Source organism: Brevibacillus sp. NRS-1366, from assembly GCF_050467985.1.
This window is the reverse complement of sequence record NZ_JBITPN010000010.1, coordinates 82,138-108,649: the sequence shown is the minus strand read 5'-3', so window position 1 is coordinate 108,649 and position 26,512 is coordinate 82,138. Positions and strand designations below refer to the sequence as shown.

Here is a 26,512-nt window from a genome sequence, read left to right as displayed (position 1 = left end):
TTACCCTTCCTTTTGAACGTTCAGCAGTTCTTGATAAATTTGGTCAGGATCAAAATCCTCACCCATGCCAAACTTGCGCACAACTTCATTGTTTTGATTTACCAGGTACGTGCTAGAGGTGTGGGAGATAAATCCGTCCTCCATTTTGCTGGCGTAAAAACCAAGCGAGCTGGTAACCGTACGGGTGGTTTGTTCATCACCGCGCAAGATGGTCCATCCTTGTGCCCCGATACCTAATTGCTTAGCGTAATAACGCAAAACATCAGGCGTGTCATTTTCTGGGTCGATGGTAACGGTTAAAAATTCAATCCCGTTGCCCATCAGGTTTGCTTCCTGCAAACGTTTTTGAAGCTGGACCATCTTTATAGTGGTCGTGGGACAAATATCGGGACAACGCGTGTAAATCAGTTCGACCAGGCGAATATGCCCTGGTTTTGGGGTGAGGGCGTAAGCCTGTCCATCGAGTGTCTCCAAAGTGACATCAGGAAGCGTGGACTGTACGTTTTTTGATCCGCCCCAAAACCAGGAGGCGACCAACGCGGCGAGGACCAGTAACGGCAAAAGCAAAAGCAGCCGTCTTATTCGGATTGCAGCGGTTGTAGGAACAGGCAACGAATGCGCCTCCTTTTCTGATTCAGCAAAAATAACCTTCCGCTATAATGCGGTCGCTCCTCCTTGAACAAGCCTCGATAGACTTATTGCGGCAAGAGTTCATCCTCGGGTTGATCTCTTTCCTTTTTATACCAGTTGGTGAAAATATAGGCGAGTACGGCTCCGTAAGTCATTTCCTGCATCAGCTTCATCACAATTCCGCCAAGCCGCTGATCTTCATGGGGAGGGAGCGGTACGGCAAACATGGATTTGTCGATAGGAGCAGAAAAGAAGGGAGCACAAAGCAAGGACGGACCGTCAACATATGTCTCGTACATAGGTGTTTCAGAAAAAATGATCAAGGCACAGGCTGGCGTAAGCAAAACCCCATTGGCAAAAAGGTATGCCAGCTTTTGCAAATCAGACAAGCGATTGATCTCAGGGAGCGGAGCAATTACAGGCATCCACATTAAGGTGGCTGCGAGTAAAAGCAACAAGTGGATCATGTTATGTATCGCTAGGTTGTTCATCGCCATATCTAGGACAACAGGCATATGATAAAACGAAAACAAGGTATTAAACAAGAGCACAGCAGGAATTGGGTGGCTGAACAGACTGAGAATGCGTCTGGACCATTTACGCGCTATCAGCGGACGCAAAAGCCAGCTAGGCGTGCCAGCGAGCATCAGCAGAGGCATAATTAAATAAAGAATGGACTGCTGCAGCATGTGGGCACTAAACAGAAAATGACCGGCGACGTTTAATGGACTGCCCATGCCAAAGTAAAAGAGCAACAGGCCAATGGAGAAGCATGTTTTTTGTCTTAGCGTAGCGGGAGTCGCATCTGCAAATGTGTGTCGCAATGGCCCCGTAAACGAAAAGTAGGCCAATCCAAGCAAGGCTGTCAGGAGTATCAGCTCCGGGTTCCATGTCGCCCGAAAGCCAAAGGTTTCCGTCAGATAAGTGAGGGTCAATGTTATTACCTCCGTTTTCCAAGGATCTTCCCCAGTACTCATTATAGGCAAAGAAACACAAAAGCCTTATGACTCGTTCGGGCTATTTCTTCCACAGTAAAGCGCAGAGTTCACATGAATGTCACGATTATCCAAATAGAAGAACAGCCTCCCACTCGGGGAGGCCGATCCTTCATTATGATTTTTTCTGCTCTTCCAACCATTCCCTCCATTCATTTGCTTCGTGGCCGCCAACCAGGCGAGCTACTTCCTTGCCATCTTTGTAGTGAACAAGTGTTGGCGTGAATTCGATCTGGTATTGATCCCAGCTAGCGTTGAATTCCAACAGATTGTGTTTTTTCATATCAATTTGCATGTCTTTGACGAGCGGTACAAGCACCGGGGTTGTCGCACGGCAATGCTCGCACAGAGGGCTGTAGTAATAAACGTAGAGCTCATCTTTATTCTCGAGTTTTGTTTTTAATTCGTCAGGCATGATCAGGTTGTCGTACAGGGGGTCTTTTAATTGCTCCAAAGTCGCTGGATTCAGGTTCGCTTTTCCATAAGGATTGCCTGCTGCTTGCTCGCGATTGGACATGTCGGAGTAGACGATTGCGCCGATCAACAGGGCAGCCACGAGGATGGATAGAAAGATAATCTTTTTCATGCATCAGATCTCCTTTGTATTTTTCATTACGATGACTTGCAAGATACTGATCAGGGTAAAGGCAATCAGGGCGAGGAATGGAATCGTAATGAATCCAAACCAGTTGATGTAGTCCGTATTGCAAGGGACAATTCCACATGCGTTACCCAATTCATGTAGTGCCGGCACCTTTTGGACCAGGTAATGATAGAGGGAAATGAGTCCGCCGATCAAGGATAGAACCAAGGCGTACAGAGACATCTTGTAATCCTTTTTGGCGCTTGCGATCCCGAGCAAGATGATGAGTGGGTACATCAAAATGCGCTGGTACCAGCAGAGATCGCATGGTATGTATTTAAGAACTTCAGAAAAAAAGAGACTGCCTGCTGTGGCAATCAGGGAGAATCCCCAGGATGCAAACATTGCTTGTTCTGCCACTTGTTCACGTTTCATAACAACACCTCGTCCATATCTTAACATATTACAAATCGGAAGTAGATTATAAAAAGTAACAATTTGTGAAAGGCATAGGCTTGTCCGAAATGGGAGAACTGGTGCTACCTGATGCAGAGTGCAGCAGGCAGGAGCATCAAATAGCCTTCCAGCGAAAACCTAAGGTCCATGCAGCCTGACTTGAGGGGATGAATGGACGTCCTGGATGGGGACTAAGAAAGATTGTAGCGAAGGCCATTCAATCAGCATAACGCCACGTCGATAGGCGGCGCCACCATCAATTCCTACCAGATGATTGCGGCTCCAGGGGCCATTGCCTTCATAGCCGGGTAATTTGGGTACTGGGGTGTGACCAAACACGATAGGCCGCTCTCCTCCATAATAAAGGTAAAAGGGTTCTCGTATCCACAACAGATCCTCGGGAGACTGCTCTTGAAGCGGAATTCCAGGGCGGATTCCAGCATGCACGAGTAAGACAGCGGGTGCACCTGTTTGCGGGTTAGCTGGCAGCTCCACATAAAGTGGCAGGGAGGCCAGCGCAGGCAGTAATTCCGGGTACCTGGTCAGAATAAATTGGCGAGCCTCATCTTGTGCTTGTTCGGAAGGCATGGAGCCGATAAACACCCGACGCAACGGATGGTTGCCCAAAAACGAACGGATGGTGGCATCACCTCCATTGAAGCGAAGGTAGTTCTCCGGATTGCCACGTCGCAATAACCAATCCTCCAGCATCTGCTCGTGATTGCCTTTTAACAGGATGATTTCCCCTGGAAACGCTTGTTGCATGGCAAGTAGACCCTGCAATACTTCTTTTGATTCCGGTCCGCGGTCAATCATATCCCCAAGGACGAAAAGTTGATCATTTCTTTCCGGTGAGAAGGAAGCCGTGCGCAGAGCTTGTTGAAAAGCCTGGTTTTGTCCGTGAATGTCTGAGACGAAATAGGTGGTCAAACCTCCATCACCCTCCTCCGAGTGCCGATCTGGTTAAGCCTACCACTAAAACGCAGTCGCTCCTCCACAAGCAGACCTCGTATCGAGGATTTATTACTACTATATGTACGGAATACGAGTAGGGTGATTGGCCAATGGGCTGACGAAGAACAGCATGATATGCATTACGTGCCTAATCAATGGGGCACGGCAATCAGGCTGTAAGAATACACATACACCGAGTAGTCAAATACCCAATGAGCTGGAGGACAGAAGGAAAGATGGCAAATCAATATATGGATTACACCTCACCATCCACGCAATTTACTTATGACCTGCGAAATAATCTCTTCTTCAAGAAGGACGAATGGAATTACATTGACTCGCTCTCAATCAACCAATTAAATACATTGGGAAATGTGTCGTTACTCGATATTTACTTGAGCTTCGGCAACGTCGTAGAGCCCCATATTCATCAAAATGCGTCAGAGCTTGTGTATTGTATTTCGGGTGAAGCAGTCGTTTCGATCATAAACCCATTCACCAATCAGTTGCTCAATTTTACGATTCGGCCAGCGCAAGTAGCCAATGTTCCACAAGGCTGGTGGCACTACGAGATTGCAAACACAGACAATACGCACCTACTGGCAATCTTTGATGCGCCGATTCCAGAGGTTATTTTTGGTTCCGATATTTTGCGTTTGACACCACCCAGTATTTGGGCACATACGTATTGCCTGGATGAAGCCAAGGTCAGGGAAACATTTGCACCCATTACAAATACAGTGGTCATCGGTCCGCCAAGAGGCTGCCATCCAGGGGTGCAAGGAAATATAAATAGGACCTCTAGTCCGTACCCTCAGTACAATTACTACGGTCAATTCCCTTCTCCTCATAACGATTACGATGTCGCTTACTCGCAGCATGCACCGACATCATACGGGTATCCATCTGTTTCTTCTCAGGAATCTGTCTATCAGCAGCCGGCTGCTTATCAAAGACATTACTAGTCGGCCGAAAAACGGCTCCCCTGTGTACAAGAGGCGTTGGAGCAGGCTGAGTCGTGGAGCAATACGAGAGTCTACTGCGCTGGATGGGGTGGGCTGATTTGGTTAACCGTGATGAATGTATTGGCACAGTGCTTCAGCGAGTTAACGAAGCCTTGGTTACATAAAAAGAGGCAAGCGATTCTTCGGAGAGGACCGATATCGCTTGCCTTTCGTTTGGTAGACGAGAAAAATTATTGGTTTTGACGAATAAGTGTACCGGAAGTAGCGTCTACAGATATGTTTTTCATTACAGATGTTGGTAGATATACCAGCTTAGGGGAAGTTGATTGCTGACCCAGATCATTCGGGTATATATAGGCCAGCTCAACGTCAAGAGCATTCACTAACACGTTTATCGCCTCAACTTTCGAGATGACGGCGGGCGTAGCTGCTGTCGGCATTGGATACGTTTTCGCCTCAACGGACGTAATCACATTTCTTTGCAAATCAACAGTTACGGTAACATAGGGGGAATTGGCTCGTATCTCTCCGTGCATTGGATAGATGCCTAGCTCTACATACGCTGTAAGCGATTTTTTTTCTTGCACGACATATTTATCTGTAGCGATTGGAGCATAGTTCTCGATAAAATGCAGCGCCTGTTGTTTAGCATCTTCCAGAGAAGTAAGCTCAGACGACTGATTAGGATTCCCACTCAATTGGCTTACTGAAATGAGAGAATCAGACTTCTCGTCTACCTTTACTAGGATTTCGCTCGTTCCGTCTTTTAACGTGTAGGTTCGTTTAGGAGGGATATCAGGATGACTTTCTCTCGATGTGGAAATAGTTAGCTTTTCCTTGTTCAATCCAAAGTAAGTATCGCCCATCTGCTTGACATCTTCGGAAGATAAAGCTTTTTTTGCTTGGCTTGCAGTCGCAATTGTAGAGATCTCTTCTTTGGAATCATACATGGGTAACGAGGCTTCGCCCGTTTTTGCATCAAACCAGCTTCGATATTTCGGAATGTATTGGAACATGTCTTGTTCTACATTGAAAACAAGATCGACTTGCAAGTCTTTGGCAATGAGCTTTTTTACTTGCTCAGGAGACAACAGGCCTGTTGCAGTAGGCAGGTTTCGCTGGTCGACATCTTCTTGCGTTCTCATAAATGATAGGATATGTCCAAATGGGTCAACAGTAACCGTTGCGACGGCTTTTTGCACAGGGATACCATTACTAATCGGATAGAGAGGTAGGGTGAAGAAGTCGTTAGGACCGAGAGTCGCATCGGTAGAAGCGCTCATGCTTTGCCCAAATAAATGATCGGTAAAGTCTGCTGCTTTCTTAATCGCCTCGATCTTGTTTGGAGCAGGGGTACTTTTTTTCTGATTCCAGTATGTATCTAGCCGAAGCACCTTGCCGTTTTTTCCAGAGATGATCATGTGGATGGAAGTAGGGGCATTCCCACTCTTTTCGGCATTCTCAGCCAGATTTTCTAGTATGAGGTTCCAGCTTTCAGGATGGTAGCCCTCGGTAATGATTTTTACATGGGTAAGCCCGAAAAATTCACTGGCTTCGGTCACGATCCGCTTGGCACCAGGAGGGAGCTTATTCAATTTATCAGCAAAATCATCTGCAGCTACAACCAGCGATATGCTTTGAGAGGGCGAGGCTGAGGCGATGGGTGCTATGGCTAGGATACTAGCACCAAGTAAGATAGCCATGGTGGATCGCATCGGTTTCATTCGATCACTCCTTTTCAGAGTAAGGCTTCGTTTTTAGATCTGCACCTTATTTTACCATTTAATGTACATATCTTACCGGGGATTTCCAATATTTTCAACATATGGTCCGTGCGGGTGTCGACAAGCACCAGATCAAACCTAGAGCTTCGACGAAAAACGTGTTACCATCGGGTATAACATCCATTTGCTTCAAAACGGCAAATAGAAAAGTACAGGTGACGATCATGCAAATATTATCAGTGGAAAATCTATCCAAAGGCTATGGAGAAAAAGTCTTGTTTAACGACATTTCTTTTCATATTGCCGAGCAGCAGCGAATTGGTTTGATCGGTGTGAACGGTACAGGAAAATCCTCCTTGTTAAAAATAATCGCCGGTTTGGACACAGCGGACAGCGGAAAGGTGATTCACGCTAATCACTTCCGCGTGGAGTACTTGCCGCAAAATCCTAGCTTTGACGAAAACTCTTCAGTTCTCGACCAGGTCTTTTATGGTGATTCTCCGCTTATTTCGTTGCTCCGTGAATACGAGCAAGCATTGACTGATTTGCAAGTGGCGCCAGATGATGAGAAAAAGCAGGCGCGCATGTTTTCTGTGCAAACCAGGATGGATGCGGCAGATGCATGGGAAAGTAATACGCAGGCCAAAATGATTTTGACCCAACTGGGCTTACACGATTTCTCACAGCAAGTCAGCGAGCTGTCCGGAGGACAACGCAAGCGCGTAGCGATGGCACGGGCCTTGATTCAACCTGCCGACCTGTTGATCTTGGATGAGCCTACCAACCATATCGACAATGAGACTGTAGAGTGGCTGGAAGAGTATTTGTCCCGCTACAAAGGCGCATTGCTTTTGGTCACGCATGACCGCTATTTTTTGGATCGCGTGACCAATCGAACCTTTGAGCTGGATGGGGGCAAACTTTTCAGCTACGAAGGTAATTACGCCACCTTCTTGGAAAAAAAGGCGGAGCGTGAAGAAAATGAGGCAGCAGCCGAGAGCAAACGGCAAAATTTGCTCCGGCGGGAGCTGGCTTGGCTGCGTCGGGGTGCGAAGGCACGGACGACCAAGCAAAAAGCGCGGGTAGGGCGTGCAGAAGAGCTGAGAGATCGGGTGGTAGAAGGACCGGCTGCCAAGATGGAGATGGCGCTTGGAGCCAGCAGGTTAGGCAAAAAAGTGATTGAGATAGAAGGAATTAGCAAAGCGTATGGCGATCGCAAGCTGATTCAGGATTTCAGCTATATTGTTTTGCCAGGTGACCGCGTCGGCATCATCGGTCCCAATGGCAGCGGCAAGTCGACACTGTTGAATATGCTCGCTGGCAGAATTCAACCGGACAGTGGCTCACTGGAAGTAGGTACGACTGTCAAAATTGCCTACTATACGCAGGGCAGCGTGGAAATGGACGAAAAACTGCGAGTGATCGAATACGTCAAGGAAGCTGCTGAAGTGATTCAAACCAGCAACGGTGAGTCTATTACAGCATCGCAAATGCTGGAGCGATTCCTCTTTGCTCCGCATATGCAGTGGACACCGATCTCACGGTTGTCAGGTGGAGAGCGCCGTCGTTTGTATTTGTTGCGTACGTTGATGGGCGAGCCGAATGTCTTATTTCTGGATGAGCCGACCAACGATCTCGATATCCAAACACTCAGTATTTTGGAAGACTATTTGGAGCAGTTTCCTGGTGCTGTAATCACGGTCTCCCATGACCGCTATTTCTTGGATCGCACGGTAGACCGCTTGTTTGCTTTTGAAGGACAGGGAGTGATCCGTCATTACAACGGGAATTATTCCGAGTATCTCGAAGAGCGACGTGAGGAAAAGGCGTCGCAAACCGTGGTCGCAGAGCCAGCCGAAAAAAGTGAGAAGACGAGCGCCAATCGTGGGAATAACCGCACGAAGAAGCTCTCGTACAAGGATCAAAAGGAATGGGATGAAATCGAGGGCAAAATCGCCTCGTTGGAAGAGCGGAGTGCCCGGCTGAAACAAGAGATTGCTGCTTCGGGTAGCGACTATGGCAAAGTAGAGAAGCTGTTTGCCGAGGAACAACAGGTAGCAGCAGATTTGGAAGCAGCCATCGAACGATGGACAGAGCTGTCCGCTATGATTGAAGAATTGGAACAAGGAAAATAGATGAGGAAATAACGCCCGCCCCACCAGAAGAGTAATTGTTTCTTCCTGGGGTTTTTCCTATATAATGGTGGAAAGGGAGAGTGATCCGATGTTGGTAGCGATTAAGCGGGAATATTTCGATTCCTTGCCTCCTGATCAGCTTGGGCGAGCCTGTATTGAGCCTGTGTTGTTACCGCTGAGAGGGAAGAATCCGTCTGTAAAGGCAGAGGTGTATCAACAATTGACTTTGGGGCAGCGTGCCCTGTTCATGTTTCATGTGTTTCATGATCACGCATGCGGCTCAGCCGTCGAGTTTTACAGTTGGACTGCCTATACGAGACAAGAATTTTCATACTGGATCGGGATTCAGGCGGGGCTGCGCTTTTTCGGCCAAGAACAGATGATCACCTTGCTAGAAGAAATGAACAATGTGCTGGAGGAAAGAAATCAGAGACTGGGCAAGACAATGGCAGATGCTTCTTTGCAGGATCTCGAGGATGATGCTCTGCTTGATGAAACGGTCAACCGACTCTATACTACCTATCAGAGGATCGTCCCCGATACGGTTTTGACCATTCACAGCTATATCCGCAGCCACCCGGATGAATTCGTCTCGTTTGTTGCTGAGACTTCGTGGAAGTAAATGGACGAGTGCCAATCTCTGTTTGTTTAGCCAGTAATTGAGGCTGTGAAAGCACTCCCTCCTTCCTGTAGACTAGAGAGGATTACTAGAGTAGAGGAGTCGCTGTCGTTGCCTGTTTATAAGTTAGACCCTGAATGGGTGGAGTCTTATCTTGCCGAGCAAGAACAAAAACTCGCTTGTGAAGTGACCCCCGACGAGAAAGATGCAATCATGAGCAGAATAAGAGAAATGACGTTATCCATTATGTACAAGCAAGCCAGAAGATTTCTTGTATATTTCGAATCGGATGAAGCGCAAGTAGAAGATGAAAAGAAGACTCGTCTCATGTAAAGAAGGCCCGCCTTGGGTAACAGAGGCGGGTCTTTGCTTTGCTTCCATTATTGTTGTCGGATGCGCACTGGAGTGCCGATGGGGACTGTTCTTGCCAAATAATTGACATCTTGATTGTACATCCGAATACACCCGTGTGAGACATACTTGCCGATCGAGGATGGATTATTGGTACCGTGAATACCATAATGCGGTTTGCTCAGACCAAGCCAATAAGTTCCAAATACACTTAGTGGACCTCCCGGGTAAGAGTTGGGATACGGAACTTTACTCCTAATGGTGAAATCTCCACGTGGGGTGGAGGTAGCAATCTTTCCGAGGGCAACCGGAAAAGACCGAACCAACTGGGAACCGTCGAACAGGTCAAGTCTCAGGTTGGCAATGGAAATGCGAATGTTGTACGATGGCATGTTCTTCACCTCCTGTTGATGGGGTGATACTAAACGCCTCTAGCAACATTTTATGTGAATTAGCCGAAGGGGTCCCTTCTTTCGTCCGGTATTACCGGAGATCGAAATCGAGCGAGAACGTATCGGGATAACGGAGTCCGTCGCGATAAAACAAGGCTCTGACCCAGGCGTACAAACGTAGCGGGATCGAAGGAAAGACGATGGCCAGCTTGCCTTCTTCAAGTATAGGCAAATCGACCGGTGATTGAATTTCGTAGGGGACACCCTCCTGGTCTAGTAACAATTTGTATTTGTGAGCCTCGCTCCAACTCACAGGGTAATAAAAAGACTTTTCCATTTACATCCAACACCTTTCCGGATTTCACTGCTTCCCATTGTATGCAGACGGATTGAGATAAAAAAAGAAACCGCAGCCTAAAGTAAAAACAGGCGGAGAAAAAACGGCATGATTTTCCCGATCTTTGGGTGTAAAGTGAAGATAGAAGGGAACAGGAGGGACACTTGAATGATGCAGACGCATTTGCACTTTAATATGCAGATGGGCAGAAGAAAGCCAGAGAGTGTAAACAATCGGGAAACAGCATGTCCGTTTTGCGATCGCACCAGTCTAACTGACGTGCTGGAGCAACGCGGTTCCATGATATGGCTCAAGAACAAGTACCCTGTTTTGCAGAATACGTACCAGACGGTCTTGATCGAATCGGATGATTGCGAGGGAGACTGGTCCGTTTACTCGAAAGAGCATGTGCGTGCCTTGCTTTCCTTTGGCGTGGAAAAATGGCTGGAGATGGAGCAAAGTGGCTCGTTTCGTTCTGTTCTTTTTTTCAAAAATCATGGTCCGCTTTCAGGGGGCAGCATTCGCCATCCCCATATGCAAATTGTCGGGCTCAATGATTATGACTACCACGAACAGGTCAAGGACAGCGATTTTTTAGGGGTGACGATCGATCGTGAGGCAGGGGTCGAGTGCTCTCTTTCGACTCATCCCCGTGCAGGCTTTTTTGAATACAATGTGATTTTATCAGACTGGAATCGACTGCCCCAAATGGCCGACTATCTCCAAATTCTTGCGCATTGGGTGCTGAATCACGTCAATGTACGTAATAAAAGCTACAACTTTTTCTTTTATCATTGGAAAGAAAAACTGGTTGCCAAAGTCATACCGCGCTTTGTTACGTCCCCGCTCTATGTCGGGTATGCCATTCCCCAGGTGGCGAATAATTTGGATGAGGTTGTTCAAGAGATGAGACGGCATTATTTTTAGGATACGTATCTCTCGTGATATGTCGAAACTGCTCGTAACTGTCTTCCAGATTGGAAAAAGAGGGAGCCGACGTGCTACGATAGGATGGATGGTTGCAGTAGCGTGTGAAAAGGAGTGACAGATAATGAAACTGTTGTCGATCGAACCAACACCGAGTCCAAACGTGATGAAACTAAACGTAGACGAACGGTTGCCAGATGGCGTTCAACATGTTTATACAAAAGCGGAAGCGGCAAAAGCTCCCGAGTTGATGGGCAAGCTGCTAGAAATTGATGGAGTTACGTCTATCTTCCATACTGCTGATTTTCTTGCTTTGGAGCGGAAATCAAACGCAGACTGGCAGCGTATCCTGACCCAGGCGAGAGAAGTCCTGCAAGCTGGCGGAGGCGCTGCTGTTCCCGTGCTCGCGCAAGCGGATGGTGCTGCCTTTGGTGAGGCGCAGGTATTTATCCAAATGTTTCGCGGTGTGCCCATGCAGGTAAAAGTGACGATGGGAACAGAGCAGATCCGTGCTGCTTTGCCGCAGCGATTTGGACAGGCAGCCGTAAATGCAGGCTCGGCTTCACCTAACCTGATCATGGAGCGAAAATGGATGGAGCACGGGGTTCGCTATGGAGACTTGCGAGAGATCGGGGAGGAGGTCGCCCAAGAAATAGATGCGTCCTATCCGCAAAGCCGTGTCGAGGAGCTCGTCCTGCACGCGATGCAGCAAGGACCGGGAGAAACGCCAGAGCCCATCGTGCGAGAAAAGAAAGTAGTCACACTGGAGATGCTGGACGATCCGGATTGGCAAAAGCGGTATGAAGCTCTAGATCGTATGGAGCCAGGTGAGGAAGATTTGCCTATTCTTGAAAAGGCCCTGCTTGATACAAAACCATCTATCCGCAGACTCGCCGTTGTCTATTTAGGAATGCTTGGTGGAGATGCGGTTTTTCCACTCTTGTTTGAGGCGCTTCGCGATGATTCCGTTTCGGTAAGACGGACTGCTGGCGATACCTTGTCCGATTTGGGAGATGCGCAGGCTATCGCACCAATGTGTGAGGCCCTGAAGGATCGCAATAAGCTGGTTCGCTGGCGTGCTGCCCGCTTCTTGTTTGAGGTGGGCGATGAGTCCGCTCTTGAGGCATTACGTGCGGCACAGAACGACCCCGAATTCGAGGTCAGCCTGCAAGTGCAAATGGCAGTTGAACGGATTGAGAGCGGAGAAGCTGCCAGCGGTACCGTCTGGCAGCAAATGACGCGGAGGAATGAGTAGAAAAAAGAACACACAACACGTTTGTGGGGGGATGCTTCCCCCTATTTTCTATGTCTAGAGAGTCTTTTCAAAAGAGAATGCCACCGTAGCATGCTGCCTCATTTCCCGTTATCACGGCCCAAGCCTGGTTGCCATAATCAAAATGCCACCATTCATCAGAATAATTGGTGAAGCCAACCTGCGCCATGACGTGGTACAATAGCCGACGGTGGTCTCGAAATTTTTGCTCTTCGGGAAGTATCGGGGATATCTCTTCAAAGTATCTCGTGCATGCCAGGTCGCTGAAATCATCAAACGCTGCTCCCATCTGCAGCCACCCATCTGGCCCAGCAATCGTCAGATCAACGGCTCCTCCGGTTAGATGCCGAGAGGGTTTCGCAGGATCAGACGACGGGCGTGCAACAAAGCGGTGCAATTCGGCGTACATATCGTCATTCTCTATCCAGCCCTGACTTAGCAAACGTTCTTTTTGCCGATCATATAAAGCTTGTTGGACTGAAATAGGCCGATACCCATCCAAAATAACGAGCCGAAATCCTGCCGGGAGGAGTAGAGACGCTTCTTTCAAACGCTGTGCGACACCAAGTCGCAGGAGGCAATCTTTCATCGCACCGAGCAAACCTTCGTGGTAGTAAACAGGATACACCTCGATCTGAGGGGAATACTGCTTTAGAGAGACCAACGGTTCATGATTCTCGGCGATCGGCGGTAGCAAAAGCTGATTTGGTGCTTGCAGAGGGATAGAAGAATTCCAGGTCATGAAAGAAAACACCCTTCTCTTTTTGTTCAGGTTTCTTCCATTATAGCATGGGAGTGCAGAGAGGAAAAAAATGCATGAGACAGTATAAAAATAGACACAGTTCAATAATGGTTGACTTCCACCTTATCCATCCAGTATCCTAGGATAGGGTTTAACTAATGTAATCAACATCGCTAGTGCGTAGGGGAGATTGTGTATGACAACCAATCACTATGACGTTGTTATTGTAGGTGGAGGACTAGCTGGTCTTTCCAGTGCTGCCTACTTGTCATCGAAAGGCAAAAAAGTTGCTGTTTTGGAGCGCGGTCAATTAGGTGGTCGTGCGGTTACACTGAAGATCAAAGGATTTAACTTTAACTTTGGGGCCCATGCTATTTATGCTCGCGACAGCTCTGTTCTGAGAACGTTTGAAAAAGAGCTGGGACTGCACATTGACTGGCAAGATTTTAATCCGACCAAAGCCAAGTACGATATAGGTGACGAGCTCACTGCTGTTCCTTCCAACGTACAAGGTCTCTTCCAAACGAAGCTGTTAACCGGTTTGGACAAAGTGTTGTTTACGTTTGAAATTTTAAAAACCATGTTGAAAATGGAAAAGGGCCATCCACATATGTCCATTCTAAAGTGGATGGAGAAAAAGCATGTCAATGACGAAGTAAAGGATATGATGCTGACACTCGCATCATCAAACTTCTTTACGCGTGAACCGGAGAAAATTCCGTCTGACGTGTTCTTCTCGTACTACAGCCGTCTATTTACAACCAACAAACCTGTCGCTTACATTGGTGGGGGCTGGCAGGCACTGATTGCTGAATTTGTTCGTGTCATTGAGGAGAATAATGGAACAATTTTGACCAAGACCAAGGTGGAAAAGTTCCATGTAGAAGATGATCGTGTTGTGGGAGTGGTAACACCGGAGGGTGAGTTTACTGCCGATGAATTTATTAGCTGTATTCCACCAAAAGAAATGGTTAAGGTGTTTGCTGAAACGCGCTTGGAGCATGCGATCGCTCAGCATGCAGATTACGAGCCAACGGTAGTTATCGTATATGACGTAGGTTTGAAAGAACGGATCGACACGCCATATTCCTACATCTACGACAAGCAAAACAGCATTTTCATTACCGACATTTCGTACTATGACAACACCTGTGTGCCTGAAGGCGGTCAGCTTCTGCAAGCAACAGCCTACATGCGTCAAGCGGATGTTGGGAATAAAGAAGCAGCAGAGCAACGGAAGCAAGAAATTGAAAATATGTATGACAAGCACTTCGCTGGCTGGCGTGAACAATTGGTTGTTCCGCGTGTCTCTACTCGTGCGATTGTACAGGAGATCAAATGGACCATGAACCAAAAGCCGTTGCCGATTTCACTGCCAGATTACCGGAACCTGTTCTTTGCAGGTGACTGGTGCGAAGGACAAGGACAATTGTCCGAGCTCTCTTTCTCTTCCGCGATGGATGTTTCCAAGCTCATTTTGGAAAAAGAATAGGTTTTGCATCTATTTTCGGGTGTTCCTTCCAGATAGGAGGAACGCCTGTTTTGCTTATGGCCCATAGAAAAACCCGCCAGCATCGAGCCAGGCGGGTATGATTTATTACTGCGCTGGCTTACCGTACACACCGTACACCAGGCTGCCGATTTGTGCCATGACAGTGGCGGCTGCCTTTTGCTCCAAACCTTTGTTTAAAAGACTGATGGTGACAGCGTGGGATCCCGTGTAGAGGATTCCGACATCGTGCGTGATGTTCGTTACGGAGCCAGTTTTGCCCGCGAATTCCCATTTCGGAACCATGCCGATCACGTCCCCGTCTGGATCAGGTAGCAGAAACGGGATACGGTCGCGGTGCTGTTGTTGCTTTAAGATGGCGATCATCTTCAGACAGCTGTCATACGAGATGACTTTCCCTGTCGCCAAATAGCGCAGGTGGCTTCCCATATCGGCGGCAGTGACCTCATTATAGCCTTCCAGCTCTGCCGGTACGACCATCAGCTTGTTGTAGAACTGGCTACCCTTCATTTCAGTTTTGCTCATGGCAGCACGGATGCTTTCGGTACCGACCAGATCGATCATCATATTCGTCGCGGTATTGTCGCTCTGGATAATCATCAGCGTAACGAGATCTTGAATGGTTAGCTCAGTTCCGGGTGTTATGTGCTGCAGAACACCGGCTCCGCCAACCAGATCTTCACGGCGCAGCTTGATGGTGTCTTCGAGTGCGAGCTTCCCTGCATAGGCTTCTGCAAAAACCGCTGTCATGATCGGGACCTTGATGACACTGGCAGCGTAGAAGCGTTGATTTTCATTCATGGTGACCTTCTCGCCGGTTTGCAAATCTTCCAGATAAATTCCCCATTCACCGCCCGCTTCTTTCACTAACTCGGCAATGGGAGCAGAAAGGCTAGATAGCATTTGATCCATCTCCTTTTTCTTTCGTGTAGACAAAATTTTCTCAAGATAATATTATTTAGACATGCTCCTAACAATCAAGAAGAATATTCCATAAGACGGGGGTTTTTTTGTGAAAAGGTTGAAAAAGCTATCGTTTTGCGCTGTTCTGCTCACCAGTTTAGCATTTGCTGGCTGTGGTTCACCGCAAGCGGGTACACCGGGGGGAACGCCCTCTGCACCACAGGGCCAAACGTCTACCCCACAAACGATGCAGGTGAACCTGAATACAGGTGAGCCGAACACGATCGACCCTGGACTGGCAGAAGATATCCCTTCGATGTCTGTTGCCCGGGCAGCATTTGATGGCCTCCTGCGCCTAAATGAAAAGGGCGAATTGAAAGAGGCGGTCGCAGAGAAGTACGAGGTATCAGAGGACGGGCTCACGTACACCTTCCATTTGCGAGATTCCAAATGGTCCAATGGAGACGCGGTAACAGCCCATGACTTTGAATATGCGTGGAAACGTGTTCTCGATCCAAAGACCGCTTCCGGTTACGCCTACCAGCTCTACTATCTGAAAAATGGAGAGGCATTTAGCTCCAACAAAGCAAAAGCCGAGGATGTGGGTGTGAAGGCAACAGACGATAAGACGCTTGTCGTCACATTGGAAAACCCGGCGCCATTCTTCCCGGAACTAGTCGCATCCGTGACGTACTTCCCCGTAAATAAAAAAGCGGTAGAAGGCGGCAAAGAGTGGGCTTCCAAGCCGGAAACCTACATCGGAAACGGTCCGTTCGTGTTGAAAAAGTGGGAGCACAAATCGGTCATCGAATTCGAAAAGAGTGATTCGTACTGGGACAAGGATGCTGTCAAATTGTCCAAGCTCACTGTCAACATGATCGAAGACGCAAACACAGAGCTGGCGATGTTTGAAAAAGGAGACCTGGACTGGGCAGGCTCACCGCTTGGGGATTTGCCGCTTGATGCTCTGGATGCCTTGAAGGATTCCGGTAAAATGCAAGCGCAGGCGACAGCAGGTACGTATTGGTACATTTTCAACACGACCAAGAAGCCTTTTGACAACAAAAAAATTCGTCAAGCTTTTGCGACGGCTGTTAATCGCAAAGAAATCTCGGATAATGTTGTACCGTACAAGAGCACGCCAGCGACGGGAATCCTACCGCCAACGATGGCGCTCACGCCAGATGGCTACATCAAGGACGGCGATGTAGAAGCAGCGAAAAAGCTGCTGGCGGAAGGGATGAAAGAAGCGGGTCTGACCCAGTTGCCTGAACTCACGATCGCCTACAACACGACCGAAGTAAACCAGCGCATCGCGACGGTCATCCAAGACCAATGGAGAAAAGCGTTTGGGATCGAAGTGAAGCTGGTGAATAAAGAAAACAAGGTCCACCGGGAGCAGATGAAGGAAGGCAACTTCACGATTGGTCGTGCGAGCTGGATCGGCGATTTCAACGATCCAATCAACTTCCTGGAAGTGTTTAAAGGTGGCCTGAATACATCGAAATGGGAGAATAAAGAGTTTCTTGACCTTCTCGCCCAGTCGGCAAAAGAAGGGGACAAAGCGAGGCGCAAAGAAATTCTCAAAAAAGCAGATGCCATTGTCATGGATGAAATGCCGGCTATGCCTATCTACTATTTTACGTATGCATGGGTGAAACAGGACAGCGTAAAAGACGTAGTAGTAGACGCCCTCGGATTCATTGACTTCAAATACGCGTCCAACGAAAAGAAATAACGAGTGGATGAGGAGTGACTTGTGTGCGTCCGATTATTGGCGTAGCGTGTACGAAAATGTTTTTCCCGGGCAACAATCTGGACCAGTTCTTCTATGTCGGATCAGGCTATGTGGATGGAATTGCCCGTGCTGGCGGAATTCCCCTCATCCTGCCGCTTCTAACCATACAAGAGGCGCCGTTTCGCCAGATGATTGAATCGCTGGACGGCTTGATTTTGACAGGCGGTGACGATCCAGCGCCTCACTTGTATGGCGAGGAGCCGTTGCAAGGCTTGGGCGAGATTGAATATGAGCGCGACATCGCAGAGCTTGAAGTCATCAAGCTGGCAATGGAGCTGAAAAAACCGATGCTGGGCATTTGTCGCGGGATGCAAATAATGAACGTAGCTTGTGGCGGCACGCTCGTTCAGGATATTCCCAGACAAGTACCAGGGGCATTGCAGCACGCACAAAAAGGCTCGCGCCAATACGGAGCACACAAGGTAGTGCTGCAGCCTGGCTTTGTGGCCGGTGCGCTCGGCAAGACAGAGGTATTGGTCAATACTTCTCATCATCAATCAGTCAAAGACGTAGCGCCAGGATTTAAAATGACAGGATGCGCGGCTGACGGTGTGATCGAGGCGATCGAAAGTCTCGACGGGCTGCACGTAGGCTTGCAATGGCATCCGGAGCGCATGTGGGGGCATGATGGCGATATGCAAAAGATTGCCGAGGCATTTATCGCCCGCGTCAAACAGCAAAAGCTGCAAGCGACCTAAGCGAATAGAACCAGACAACCAAAATGCATAAAGCAAAACCGTTCTGTCATCAGCAGAACGGTTTTTTCGTCTCCAAAACACTTGTCGCTTGCCAGAAAGCCCATTTCCGAATGAGAAAGTCGACTCTTACGTTCGATGTCGTTCATGTATACTTGGGTAAAGAGGTGAGTGTCATGTTAAAAGTTGGAACAGTAGCTCCTATATTTACGGCAAATAGCACCAAGGGCCCTATAGATCTAAGCGAACATCTCGGTAAGCGTCATAACGTACTCATTTTTTATCCGGGTGACGACACGCCTGTATGCACCAAGCAGCTTTGTGCGGTTCAGGACAACTATGCCAAAATCGAACAGGCAGACACCGTTGTATTTGGTGTGAATCCGGGAGAGATCGGCAAGAAACAGTCGTTCGCGGGCAAATTCGGATACGGCTTTCCTTTGATTGTTGATACGGGAGAAGCGATTCGAGCTGCATATGTTGTGGGCAAAATTCTCGGTTTGTTTTTCCAGCAACGAATCGTCTACATCATCGGCAAAGACAAAAAGATCATCTACGCGAAAAAAGGAAATCCACCGGTATCCGAGCTGCTTCAGGTCATTACTTCCCAAGGCTGACACGAACGGGCGAATAGAAGGAGATCCATCCCTTGCGTCAAAGGCGAAAAAAAGGGATAATACAAATGAGAATGTATGTTTGGTGGTTATCCGAAATGAAAAAAATCCTTCATATGGATATCGACGCCTTTTTCGCCAGTGTTGAACAACTGGATCGGCCGGAATTACGCGGTAAACCGATTATTGTCGGAGGCACAGGCAACCGGGGAGTCGTCTCTACTTGCAGTTATGAAGCACGTAAATACGGTGTCCGCTCTGCTATGCCTATCGCTATGGCTCGCAAAAAATGCCCGCAAGGCGTTTACCTGCCTGTTCGTTACAGCCGCTATATCGAAAAGTCTGCTGAGGTGAGAGAGATTTTTTCCTCCTATGCAGAGCGCTATCAGACAGTAGGGCTGGACGAGGCTTATCTGGATGTAACTCACTACGAGAATGCTGTTCCCATCGCACGTGAAATGAAACGGCGGATCAAGAGGGAAACAGGGCTGACCTGCAGCATTGGACTTTCGTATAATATGTCGCTCGCCAAAATTGCCAGTGATTTAAAAAAGCCGGACGCCTTTGTGATTATTCGCCCAGAGCAGGCGTTGGAGGTGCTTCGGACATTGCCGATTGGCACTCTTCACGGAGTTGGAAAGAAGTCGCAAGAAGTACTCGCCAAGAAAGGGATTGAGACGGTTGAGGATTTTTGGCGATTATCGCTTGATGAGGCAGTCACCCTTTTTGGCAAATTTGGAAGATCGCTTTATCATCGCGCCAGAGGAGAAGACAATCGGGAGATCGAAATGGACCGCACGCCGAAGTCCACAAGCCGCGAAACGACGCTGCCCTTTGATTTGTATGACCGGGAGTCCATTGCCCCTATAGCGACCTCTTTGCTACGAGAAGTGGAGGAGGACGTCCGTCAAGACGGGGTCGACCCGCAGACGATTACGCTCAAAATCAAGTATGCGGATTTTACCCAACGAACCAAGCAGCGTAAGGCAGTGACAGGTGCCAATTGGCAGGATTTGTTGGATGATTTGCTCGATGCGTTTGATTATTCGTCTGGTGTGAGGCTGGTTGGCGTTGGTTTTTCCAATTTTGCGGAACAACAGGGGGAGCGTTACGAACAGCTTTCCATGTTTTCCTGGAAGCTGGGACGATAAGGAGGGGGAGCTTTGGAGGAAGCGAGTGCGTTTCATTGCTGTGCGACCTGTATTCATTTTCGAGTGGAAAAAGGAGCGAGCGGGGTCAGCTATCGTTGTTCTCGTCTCACCTACGAGACACGGCCTGATTATCGCTTCCAATGTTGGACCCCGACAGAGCGGGTCAAGCGCTTGATGGAAACCAGGCGAGGACAAGACTTAGATAAATAACGAATAAGGCAAACCCCCAATGTCACCGTTCACAGGAGATTGGGGGTGCTTTTTACGTTTATACGTTTAACTTGCGGTCTTTTGTGGTGAAACGGGCGGGTTTGCTTGCCCGCAGCTGAACGAACAGCAAAATACCAAAACCAAGTACGGCTGCGGCAACGACGATGATGGCAGAGGAGACTGGCAATATATCAGTCAATATACCGCCAGCTAATGGACCGGCTACCATCCCGACACCATGGAACATATTGAAAAGGGAATAGGCCGTACCATAAGCACCGGTGCCACCCTGGTCAATAATCTCGCCCAGTGTAGCAAGAGTTGGAGATAAGGTGAAGCCTACACTTGCCCCAACAAACGCCATAGCAATTGCTGTCTGCCAGATAGATCCAGCCCACGCCAGGAAAGGCATAAAGACACCCAGGGCAATGATTCCGCCAAACATCAGCTTGTACGGATTATACCGGCTGGACATCGAACCGGCCACCGGGGCGATCAACCCGTAAGCGAGAGTCATGACGGCAAACAAGAGTCCGATGGTTGTCGGTGTGCTGCTGAGCTTCTCTGTAAAAAAGACGGGCAGAGTCGGCTCCAGAAGGCAAAGCGATACTTCTGCCAACAGGACGATACCCGCGATAAAAACAACTTGGGGATTGCGCAAGAATCCACTTACTTGAAGCTTTTCGCTGACGGTGCGATTCGGTTCTTCTTTCAGGAACAGATAAACCAAAACAATGTTGATCACTGTAAACGCTGCTGCTGCAAGGAAAGGCATGCGGTGATCGCTTATTTCAAACAACCATCCGCCAATCGGTGCACCCAGCAAGGTACCCGTTGAAATCGCGGTCAAAGCAGTACCCATTACTGCACCGCGCATTTTTGGCGGAAACAAATCAGCGAGCAAGGCAAGAGCTGTTGGCCATGTGGCGGCTGCTGCGATCCCCTGTACGAATCGGGCTGTAATCAAAAGCGCCATCGTCTCTGAAAAGGCAAATAACAATGTAGAAGCAGCAAGTCCGAGCAAGCCGACCAGAAGCATCGTACGCCGGCCGATCCGGTCTGAAATCGGTCCAAAGATCGGAGTGGCAAGCAGCATGGCAACTGCATAGCTGCTGAACAAAATCCCCATCATGGTCGAAGAGGGCTGGAGCGTTTCCGTAAAATAAGGAACAATCGGAATCAACAAGCTGTAAAGCAGCATGTCGATAAACAAAATCAGGATGACAAAGAGAAGACCTGTACGTTGTTGTTTTGTCATTTGTGTAAAGATAGACATGTTAGAACACCTCTTAACTATAAAAACTTTTTTTGTTTTATTGGTTTACCCAAAAAAAGGGAATAAAAGGGGTCACCTTTTATCCACCGGTATAATCCCATACAAAAGAACATCCACAATTGCGGATAGGGCCTCAGATACCGTAATCTGGTTTTTCATGTAAAAACGTTGGTCAAGCGTTGAATTTACTGTATCCACAATCAGTTTCATCAAGAGGGTGACGTTCATATTGACGATCTTGCCTTCTTGAATGCCTTGCTCGATCAACACGCGAAGCGTTTGCCAATCATCCGTTAGAGAGGAGTCGACTAGCGCCCATTGCTCTGGATAATATCGCTTCATTTGCTCGAGAATACGTAAATCATAAAATTCATAGTGTGTAGGTAAAACCATCATGACACCTCTGATCTTATCGATGAGAGAAAGACTGTCGTCATTCAGAATTTGCCGTGTCTTTTCATCACTCTCAGCAAAGATCTGCGCAATGATCGTTTCTAAAATTTCTACCTTGGATGAGAAGTGCTCGTATAAGGTGCGCTTGCTGATTCCCAGTCTGCGGGCCAAATCATCCATGGAAAATTTCATGCCTTTATCTCTGATCTCTTCAATAAAACCTTTCATGATCCGGTCTTTGATCGCAATCGACCCCCTGCCAAAAAGCTTTTCGAAAACTAAATAAACAAAAATAGTTTTGTTGGTATTTACATTTTACTCAAATTCTTTGTCGTGTGCAAGAGGCATTAGCGCTTTTTCTTTTGCAACTGAGTGGTCGATTATGGTATAGTAGGTGCCGAAATCGCGGTTGATTGCTTCACATCATTTGGAGGTGCCCCCGTGTTTTTAAAGAAGCTGATGCCCAGTCAGTTCGTGGAATCAATCCACCATATTGATATAGATCAATTGAAACGAAATAAGGTTCGAGCAGTGATTACAGACCTGGACAATACCTTGGTCGAATGGGACAGGCCCCTTGCCACCCCTGAGGTAGAAGATTGGCTCAAACGTTTATCTGAAGCCGACATTCAGGTAACGGTAGTCTCCAACAACAACAAGGAACGTGTGGACCGTTTCTGTTCACCTCTCGATATCAGGTTTATTTGCTCGGCTCGTAAGCCAACGAATCGGGCATTCCTACAAGCGGTTCGGCAGATGAATGTAACCATTGCCGAGACCGTTGTCATTGGCGATCAATTGTTTACGGATGTGCTGGGTGGAAACCGGCTTGGGTTTCATACGATTTTGGTTGTACCGGTAGCCCAAACGGATGGTTTTTGGACGCGTTTCAATCGACAATTGGAGCGTGTGGCCCTTAATTGGATGGAGCGGAAAGGAATGGTTTCGTGGAGGAGAAAAGCATGACTGAACAAACGCCTGGCTCGTGTGCCGGTTGTGGGATCGCGATTCAGAGCGAAGATGCCAAACGGCCAGGGTATGCGCCAGCTTCTGCGCTTGGCAGGAAATTCGTCATTTGCCAACGTTGCTATCGCATCAAGCATTACAATGAAGTGGCTCCGGTTGGGATGGGAGACGATGACTTCCTCAAAATCTTGGATGGAATCGGCTCAACGCAATCCTTGGTTGTGATGGTTGTCGATATTTTTGATTTCCAGGGGTCCTGGCTGAAGGGACTGCCTCGTTTTGTCGGGAAGAATCCGATCTTGCTCGTAGGTAATAAAGTAGATTTGCTTCCGCGTAACATTAATTTAAATCGTGTTCGCAACTGGATGCAGCATGAGGCAAAGGAGCGCGGCTTGCGTCCTGAAGATGTGGTACTCATCAGTGCTCAAAAAGGACTTCATATTGATGAGCTCTTGAACCGCATCGGAGAGCTTCGCAAAGGTCGCGATGTTTATATCGTTGGCGTGACAAATGTAGGGAAATCCACGATGATCAACCGGATTTTGCATGATTACGGTGCTGCTGACATGGAAATCACAACCTCTCCGTTTCCGGGAACGACGCTCGACAAGATTGAGATTCCGTTGGAAGATGGCCGCTCTATTTTTGATACGCCTGGCATTATCAATCGCGATCAGATCGGCCATATGGTTTCTCCGGCTGATTTGCGCAAAATTACGCCGACCAGTCGGATCAATTCCAAAGTATATCAGCTCGACGATGGACAATCCCTCTATCTGGGTGGCCTTGCTCGGATTGACTTTGTACGTGGCCCGCGACAATCTTTAGTCGTTTACGTAGACAATGATTTGTACATTCACCGTACCAAGCTGGAAAAAGCAGATGAAGTGATGGAAAAACATCATGGAACTCTGCTGGTACCGCCAACGGGCGAAGAAGCTGCCAAGGCATTGCCGCCATTTGTTAAGCATTCCTTCAAGATAAAGCCGACTGCGACTACTACCGATATCGTGATTTCCGGTTTGGGTTGGGTCAGTCTGCAAGGCAAGCACGAGGCAAGCATTGTCGTTCATGCTCCGAAAGGTGTAAGCATAGGAATGCGTAAAGGGCTGATTTAGCTCCACTTAAAAATAGCACAACCTTGTTCCTTGCCAGATGCTAGAGAGAAGTTACGGGGAGGAAAGCTTCATGATTACAAGTAAAACACAACTGGTTGGACTGTTCGGTCATCCGGTTTCTCATTCCCAGTCACCGATGATGCACAATGCGGCATTTTCCAAGATGGATCTGGGATTCGCCTATGTTGCCTTCGACGTTGAGCCGGGCAGACTGGAGGATGCAGTAGCAGGCATTCGCGCACTTGGACTCAAGGGGATCAATGTGACGATTCCGCACAAGGTAGCCATTATGCCGATGCTAGATGAGGTTGACCCGCTGGCCAAGCGGATCGGGGCCGTCAACACAGTCGTCATAGAAGAAGGCCGCCTCATTGGGTACAACACGGACGGAACGGGGTACGTCCGCTCGCTTGTAGAAGAAACGGGGATAGTGCTGGACCAACAAATTGTAACCATGGTAGGAGCGGGAGGCGCTGCCAGAGCTGTGGCGTTTACTCTAGCTGAAAAAGGTGTGAAGGAAATCAGAATCATCAACCGCTCAAGAGAAAGAGCGGCGATTCTGGCAGAGCATGTAGGATTGATTGTTCCTACGAAAATCGTGGAGCAGGGAGACGGGAAGGACGCCATTGCGGACTCCTCTTTGCTCATTAATACCACTTCTATCGGAATGCTCCCCAATGTGCAGGAAACGCCTGTTCCAACAGAGTGGTTGCACGACAAATTAACCGTAAGCGATCTCATCTACAATCCTCTGGAGACGCGTTTGCTCAGTGAAGCACGTGCAATCGGAGCTGCTGTTCATTCCGGTGTAGGCATGTTCGTGAATCAAGGTGCACTCGCCTTTGAACTATGGACAGGACAAAGTGCACCCACAGAGGTCATGCGAGAGGTCGTCTTGCAGCAATTAAAGAAAACAACCTGATCGAAATACGATTGCAGGACTAATAAGGAGGCATGCCGATGTTAACCGGCAAGCAAAAGCGTTTTCTACGCGCAGAAGCACATCACCTTGCTCCCATTTTTCAAGTAGGAAAAGGTGGAGTAAATGAAAATATGATTAACCAGATCAAAGAAGCGTTAGAAGTACGTGAATTGATCAAGGTAGCCATTTTGCAAAATAATAATGACGACAAACACGAAGTAGCAGAAGACCTGGCGGCAGGTGCTGGAGCGGAACTGGTGCAGCTGATTGGACATACAGTTGTACTGTATAAAGAGTCCCGGGAGCACAAGACGATCAAATTGCCGTAAACAGTAGGCGGTAGCCATGAAAGAACAACAATACAAGCACATTGGTATCATGGGTGGCACTTTTGACCCTATCCATTGTGGTCATCTGCTTGCTGCAGAGCAGGCCAGGGAACAAGCAGGACTTGACGAAGTGTGGTTTATGCCCACTCAGATCCCTCCGCATAAACGACGTGACAGCCTTACTTTAGCGAAACATCGCCTGAAGATGGTTGAGCTGTCCGTGGCTGACCACGAGTCCTTTCGTGTGACGGATGTGGAGCTCGGACGCGAGGGGCCTTCCTACACATACGACACAATCGTTCAGCTTGCCTGGCAGTATCCAGATTACCGATTCTCCTTTATTATTGGGGGAGATATGGTGAAGATCCTGCCCACATGGTACCAGTACCAAAAGTTGATTCGTATGATACACTTTATTGGTCTGGCAAGGCCGGGAGCCGATATTGATCGCATGGCAAGCGAGCATGTGACGTTTGTCGAGATGCCTGTGTGGGACATTTCTTCTACGCTCATCCGAGATAAGGCGGCCGCTGGTAAAAGTATCCGATACTTGGTGCCTGATTCGGTAGAGCGATATATAAAGGAGAACCGATTCTATGAATAAGTGGAGTAATCGGGAGGAGTTGCTCACCCATGTGCGGGCGCAAATGCATGACAAACGTTACCAGCACACGCTTGGGGTAGCAGAGTCAGCAAGTCTACTTGCTAAGCGATACGGGGCTGATCCTCTCAAAGCAGAGCTGGCCGGTTTTCTGCACGATTACTGTAAATGCTGGCCTGTGGACAAGATGTTTGAAATTTTGGTTCGTCATGACATGCCCATTGAGCTATTGGAAGGGGAAAAGGAGCTGTGGCACGCTTTTGCTGCAGCCATCGTCATCCAATCCGAGCTGGGTGTCACCGACCCAGAGATTTTGCAGGCAGTTCGCTACCATACCACAGGTCGACAAGGGATGACCTTGTTAGAAAAAGTGGTCTGTGTGGCAGACTATATAGAACCGAATCGAAACTATCCGGGCGTGGAGGAAATCCGTGCGCTGGCATTGCATGATCTGGATGCCGCCCTGTCTCATGCACTGGGAGGGACGATCCGCTTTTTGATAGAAAAACAGAAGACGGTATACCCGTTGACGCTAATCGCATACAACGATTTAGTTTCCCGAAAAGGGAGAGTAGGAGGGTTTAATGGTTAAAACAGTAGAAGATTTGGCTCGTTTAGTTGTAAAGGCAGCAGAAGACAAGAAGGCAGAAAACCTGCGAGCACTGGACATCAAAAAACTATCTGTAATCGCGGACTACTTCATGATTTGTCACGGTAACAACGAGCGTCAAGTTCAGGCGATCGTAAGAGAAATCCGTGATCAGGTACACAAGAATGGCTTTACCGTTCGCGGGATCGAGGGTGCCGAGGAAGGGCGCTGGGTTTTGGTCGACCTGGGCGACGTTGTCATCCATGTGTTCCACCGCGAAGATCGCGAGTTTTACAATTTGGAGCGTCTGTGGAAGGATGCAGAGGACGTTTCCTTCTCGGAACAAGGGTAGAG

31 protein-coding genes are annotated in these 26,512 nt (G+C 48.3%); 19 read left to right on the top strand and 12 right to left on the bottom strand.

Going from position 1 to position 26,512, the window contains the following annotated elements:
• The 5 genes from ACIFQN_RS05305 to ACIFQN_RS05285 form a co-directional block, all read right to left on the bottom strand.
• On the bottom strand, window positions 1-612 hold the full coding sequence (locus ACIFQN_RS05305; protein WP_429832002.1) for an SCO family protein: 612 nt from the start codon (window positions 610-612) through the stop codon (window positions 1-3).
• A gap of 83 nt (window positions 613-695) precedes the next feature.
• Window positions 696-1,565 carry a cytochrome c oxidase assembly factor CtaG gene (gene ctaG, locus ACIFQN_RS05300; RefSeq protein ID WP_429832001.1) on the bottom strand — a complete coding sequence of 290 codons (870 nt, stop codon included), beginning with the start codon at window positions 1,563-1,565 and terminating at the stop codon, window positions 696-698.
• A gap of 175 nt (window positions 1,566-1,740) precedes the next feature.
• Window positions 1,741-2,211, bottom strand: a complete 471-nt coding sequence (locus tag ACIFQN_RS05295) for a thioredoxin family protein (protein ID WP_429832000.1) — start codon at window positions 2,209-2,211, stop codon at window positions 1,741-1,743.
• Between the two features lie 3 nt (window positions 2,212-2,214).
• Complete coding sequence (locus ACIFQN_RS05290; protein ID WP_429831999.1) at window positions 2,215-2,643, bottom strand: disulfide oxidoreductase; 429 nt, start codon at window positions 2,641-2,643, stop codon at window positions 2,215-2,217.
• A gap of 159 nt (window positions 2,644-2,802) precedes the next feature.
• A complete protein-coding gene (locus ACIFQN_RS05285) occupies window positions 2,803-3,594 on the bottom strand; it encodes a metallophosphoesterase family protein (RefSeq protein WP_429831998.1) in 792 nt (263 codons plus the stop codon).
• Between the two features lie 260 nt (window positions 3,595-3,854).
• Between ACIFQN_RS05285 and ACIFQN_RS05280 the strand changes: the two genes are divergently transcribed.
• Window positions 3,855-4,583 (top strand): cupin domain-containing protein, encoded by a 729-nt coding sequence (locus ACIFQN_RS05280; RefSeq protein ID WP_429831997.1) that lies wholly within the window; start codon window positions 3,855-3,857, stop codon window positions 4,581-4,583.
• A gap of 230 nt (window positions 4,584-4,813) precedes the next feature.
• On the opposite strand, the gene ACIFQN_RS05275 is transcribed toward ACIFQN_RS05280, so the two are convergent.
• On the bottom strand, window positions 4,814-6,307 hold the full coding sequence (locus ACIFQN_RS05275; protein WP_429831996.1) for a hypothetical protein: 1,494 nt from the start codon (window positions 6,305-6,307) through the stop codon (window positions 4,814-4,816).
• A 224-nt stretch (window positions 6,308-6,531) separates the two neighbouring features.
• Between ACIFQN_RS05275 and abc-f the strand changes: the two genes are divergently transcribed.
• The 3 genes from abc-f to ACIFQN_RS05260 all read left to right on the top strand — a co-directional run bounded on the left by abc-f (window position 6,532) and on the right by ACIFQN_RS05260 (window position 9,394).
• Window positions 6,532-8,442, top strand: a complete 1,911-nt coding sequence (gene abc-f / locus ACIFQN_RS05270) for a ribosomal protection-like ABC-F family protein (RefSeq protein WP_429831994.1) — start codon at window positions 6,532-6,534, stop codon at window positions 8,440-8,442.
• Between the two features lie 88 nt (window positions 8,443-8,530).
• Entirely contained in the window at window positions 8,531-9,064 is a 534-nt protein-coding gene (locus ACIFQN_RS05265) for a hypothetical protein (protein ID WP_429831993.1), read from the top strand.
• A gap of 108 nt (window positions 9,065-9,172) precedes the next feature.
• Window positions 9,173-9,394, top strand: coding sequence for a hypothetical protein (locus ACIFQN_RS05260; protein ID WP_429831992.1), 222 nt, complete (start codon window positions 9,173-9,175; stop codon window positions 9,392-9,394).
• Between the two features lie 47 nt (window positions 9,395-9,441).
• On the opposite strand, the gene ACIFQN_RS05255 is transcribed toward ACIFQN_RS05260, so the two are convergent.
• Both ACIFQN_RS05255 and ACIFQN_RS05250 read right to left on the bottom strand, forming a co-directional pair.
• Window positions 9,442-9,804: a L,D-transpeptidase gene (locus ACIFQN_RS05255; protein ID WP_429831991.1), complete on the bottom strand. Its 363-nt coding sequence runs from the start codon at window positions 9,802-9,804 to the stop codon at window positions 9,442-9,444.
• A gap of 91 nt (window positions 9,805-9,895) precedes the next feature.
• Window positions 9,896-10,141: a hypothetical protein gene (locus tag ACIFQN_RS05250; protein ID WP_429831990.1), complete on the bottom strand. Its 246-nt coding sequence runs from the start codon at window positions 10,139-10,141 to the stop codon at window positions 9,896-9,898.
• Window positions 10,142-10,309: 168 nt separating this feature from the next.
• On the opposite strand from ACIFQN_RS05250, the gene ACIFQN_RS05245 reads away from it, so the two are divergent.
• Together ACIFQN_RS05245 and ACIFQN_RS05240 are read left to right on the top strand one after the other, a co-directional pair.
• Window positions 10,310-11,068 carry a DUF4931 domain-containing protein gene (locus tag ACIFQN_RS05245; RefSeq protein WP_429831989.1) on the top strand — a complete coding sequence of 253 codons (759 nt, stop codon included), beginning with the start codon at window positions 10,310-10,312 and terminating at the stop codon, window positions 11,066-11,068.
• A 124-nt stretch (window positions 11,069-11,192) separates the two neighbouring features.
• Window positions 11,193-12,323 carry a virulence factor gene (locus tag ACIFQN_RS05240; RefSeq protein WP_429831988.1) on the top strand — a complete coding sequence of 377 codons (1,131 nt, stop codon included), beginning with the start codon at window positions 11,193-11,195 and terminating at the stop codon, window positions 12,321-12,323.
• 67 nt (window positions 12,324-12,390) lie between these two features.
• Here the strand turns inward: ACIFQN_RS05240 and ACIFQN_RS05235 are convergent, their stop codons facing one another.
• The gene (locus ACIFQN_RS05235) at window positions 12,391-13,083 is read right to left on the bottom strand and encodes a M15 family metallopeptidase (protein ID WP_429831987.1); all 693 of its coding nucleotides are present in this window, start codon (window positions 13,081-13,083) and stop codon (window positions 12,391-12,393) included.
• A gap of 196 nt (window positions 13,084-13,279) precedes the next feature.
• On the opposite strand from ACIFQN_RS05235, the gene ACIFQN_RS05230 reads away from it, so the two are divergent.
• Window positions 13,280-14,575, top strand: coding sequence for a phytoene desaturase family protein (locus ACIFQN_RS05230; protein WP_429831986.1), 1,296 nt, complete (start codon window positions 13,280-13,282; stop codon window positions 14,573-14,575).
• A 105-nt stretch (window positions 14,576-14,680) separates the two neighbouring features.
• On the opposite strand, the gene ACIFQN_RS05225 is transcribed toward ACIFQN_RS05230, so the two are convergent.
• Complete coding sequence (locus ACIFQN_RS05225; RefSeq protein WP_429831985.1) at window positions 14,681-15,496, bottom strand: serine hydrolase; 816 nt, start codon at window positions 15,494-15,496, stop codon at window positions 14,681-14,683.
• A gap of 109 nt (window positions 15,497-15,605) precedes the next feature.
• Between ACIFQN_RS05225 and ACIFQN_RS05220 the strand changes: the two genes are divergently transcribed.
• From ACIFQN_RS05220 to ACIFQN_RS05200, 5 genes are all read left to right on the top strand, one after another.
• A complete protein-coding gene (locus tag ACIFQN_RS05220; protein ID WP_429831984.1) occupies window positions 15,606-17,234 on the top strand; it encodes a peptide ABC transporter substrate-binding protein in 1,629 nt (542 codons plus the stop codon).
• 23 nt (window positions 17,235-17,257) lie between these two features.
• The gene (locus tag ACIFQN_RS05215) at window positions 17,258-17,992 is read left to right on the top strand and encodes a gamma-glutamyl-gamma-aminobutyrate hydrolase family protein (RefSeq protein WP_429831983.1); all 735 of its coding nucleotides are present in this window, start codon (window positions 17,258-17,260) and stop codon (window positions 17,990-17,992) included.
• Between the two features lie 173 nt (window positions 17,993-18,165).
• Window positions 18,166-18,606, top strand: a complete 441-nt coding sequence (locus tag ACIFQN_RS05210) for a peroxiredoxin (RefSeq protein ID WP_429831982.1) — start codon at window positions 18,166-18,168, stop codon at window positions 18,604-18,606.
• A gap of 95 nt (window positions 18,607-18,701) precedes the next feature.
• On the top strand, window positions 18,702-19,754 hold the full coding sequence (locus tag ACIFQN_RS05205; protein ID WP_429831981.1) for a DNA polymerase IV: 1,053 nt from the start codon (window positions 18,702-18,704) through the stop codon (window positions 19,752-19,754).
• 12 nt (window positions 19,755-19,766) lie between these two features.
• Window positions 19,767-19,964, top strand: a complete 198-nt coding sequence (locus tag ACIFQN_RS05200; protein WP_429831980.1) for a hypothetical protein — start codon at window positions 19,767-19,769, stop codon at window positions 19,962-19,964.
• A gap of 58 nt (window positions 19,965-20,022) precedes the next feature.
• On the opposite strand, the gene ACIFQN_RS05195 is transcribed toward ACIFQN_RS05200, so the two are convergent.
• Together ACIFQN_RS05195 and ACIFQN_RS05190 are read right to left on the bottom strand one after the other, a co-directional pair.
• The gene (locus ACIFQN_RS05195) at window positions 20,023-21,240 is read right to left on the bottom strand and encodes an MFS transporter (RefSeq protein WP_429831979.1); all 1,218 of its coding nucleotides are present in this window, start codon (window positions 21,238-21,240) and stop codon (window positions 20,023-20,025) included.
• A gap of 72 nt (window positions 21,241-21,312) precedes the next feature.
• A complete protein-coding gene (locus ACIFQN_RS05190; protein ID WP_429832058.1) occupies window positions 21,313-21,876 on the bottom strand; it encodes a TetR/AcrR family transcriptional regulator in 564 nt (187 codons plus the stop codon).
• Between the two features lie 159 nt (window positions 21,877-22,035).
• Here ACIFQN_RS05190 and ACIFQN_RS05185 point away from each other — a divergent pair, with 159 nt between their 5' ends.
• The 7 genes from ACIFQN_RS05185 to rsfS all read left to right on the top strand — a co-directional run bounded on the left by ACIFQN_RS05185 (window position 22,036) and on the right by rsfS (window position 26,510).
• Entirely contained in the window at window positions 22,036-22,599 is a 564-nt protein-coding gene (locus ACIFQN_RS05185) for a YqeG family HAD IIIA-type phosphatase (protein ID WP_429832057.1), read from the top strand.
• Entirely contained in the window at window positions 22,596-23,717 is a 1,122-nt protein-coding gene (yqeH, locus tag ACIFQN_RS05180; protein ID WP_429831978.1) for a ribosome biogenesis GTPase YqeH, read from the top strand. Before ACIFQN_RS05185 ends, yqeH begins: the two co-directional genes overlap by 4 nt.
• A 70-nt stretch (window positions 23,718-23,787) precedes the next feature.
• Window positions 23,788-24,639: a shikimate dehydrogenase gene (locus tag ACIFQN_RS05175; RefSeq protein WP_429831977.1), complete on the top strand. Its 852-nt coding sequence runs from the start codon at window positions 23,788-23,790 to the stop codon at window positions 24,637-24,639.
• Window positions 24,640-24,677: 38 nt separating this feature from the next.
• Window positions 24,678-24,968, top strand: a complete 291-nt coding sequence (gene yhbY, locus ACIFQN_RS05170) for a ribosome assembly RNA-binding protein YhbY (RefSeq protein WP_429831976.1) — start codon at window positions 24,678-24,680, stop codon at window positions 24,966-24,968.
• Window positions 24,969-24,984: 16 nt separating this feature from the next.
• Window positions 24,985-25,572, top strand: a complete 588-nt coding sequence (locus ACIFQN_RS05165; RefSeq protein WP_429831975.1) for a nicotinate-nucleotide adenylyltransferase — start codon at window positions 24,985-24,987, stop codon at window positions 25,570-25,572.
• Window positions 25,565-26,161 carry a bis(5'-nucleosyl)-tetraphosphatase (symmetrical) YqeK gene (gene yqeK, locus ACIFQN_RS05160; RefSeq protein ID WP_429831974.1) on the top strand — a complete coding sequence of 199 codons (597 nt, stop codon included), beginning with the start codon at window positions 25,565-25,567 and terminating at the stop codon, window positions 26,159-26,161. The genes ACIFQN_RS05165 and yqeK overlap by 8 nt, the downstream gene beginning before the upstream one ends.
• Window positions 26,154-26,510 (top strand): ribosome silencing factor, encoded by a 357-nt coding sequence (rsfS, locus tag ACIFQN_RS05155; RefSeq protein WP_429831973.1) that lies wholly within the window; start codon window positions 26,154-26,156, stop codon window positions 26,508-26,510. The genes yqeK and rsfS overlap by 8 nt, the downstream gene beginning before the upstream one ends.
• The last annotated feature ends 2 nt before the right edge of the window (window positions 26,511-26,512 follow it).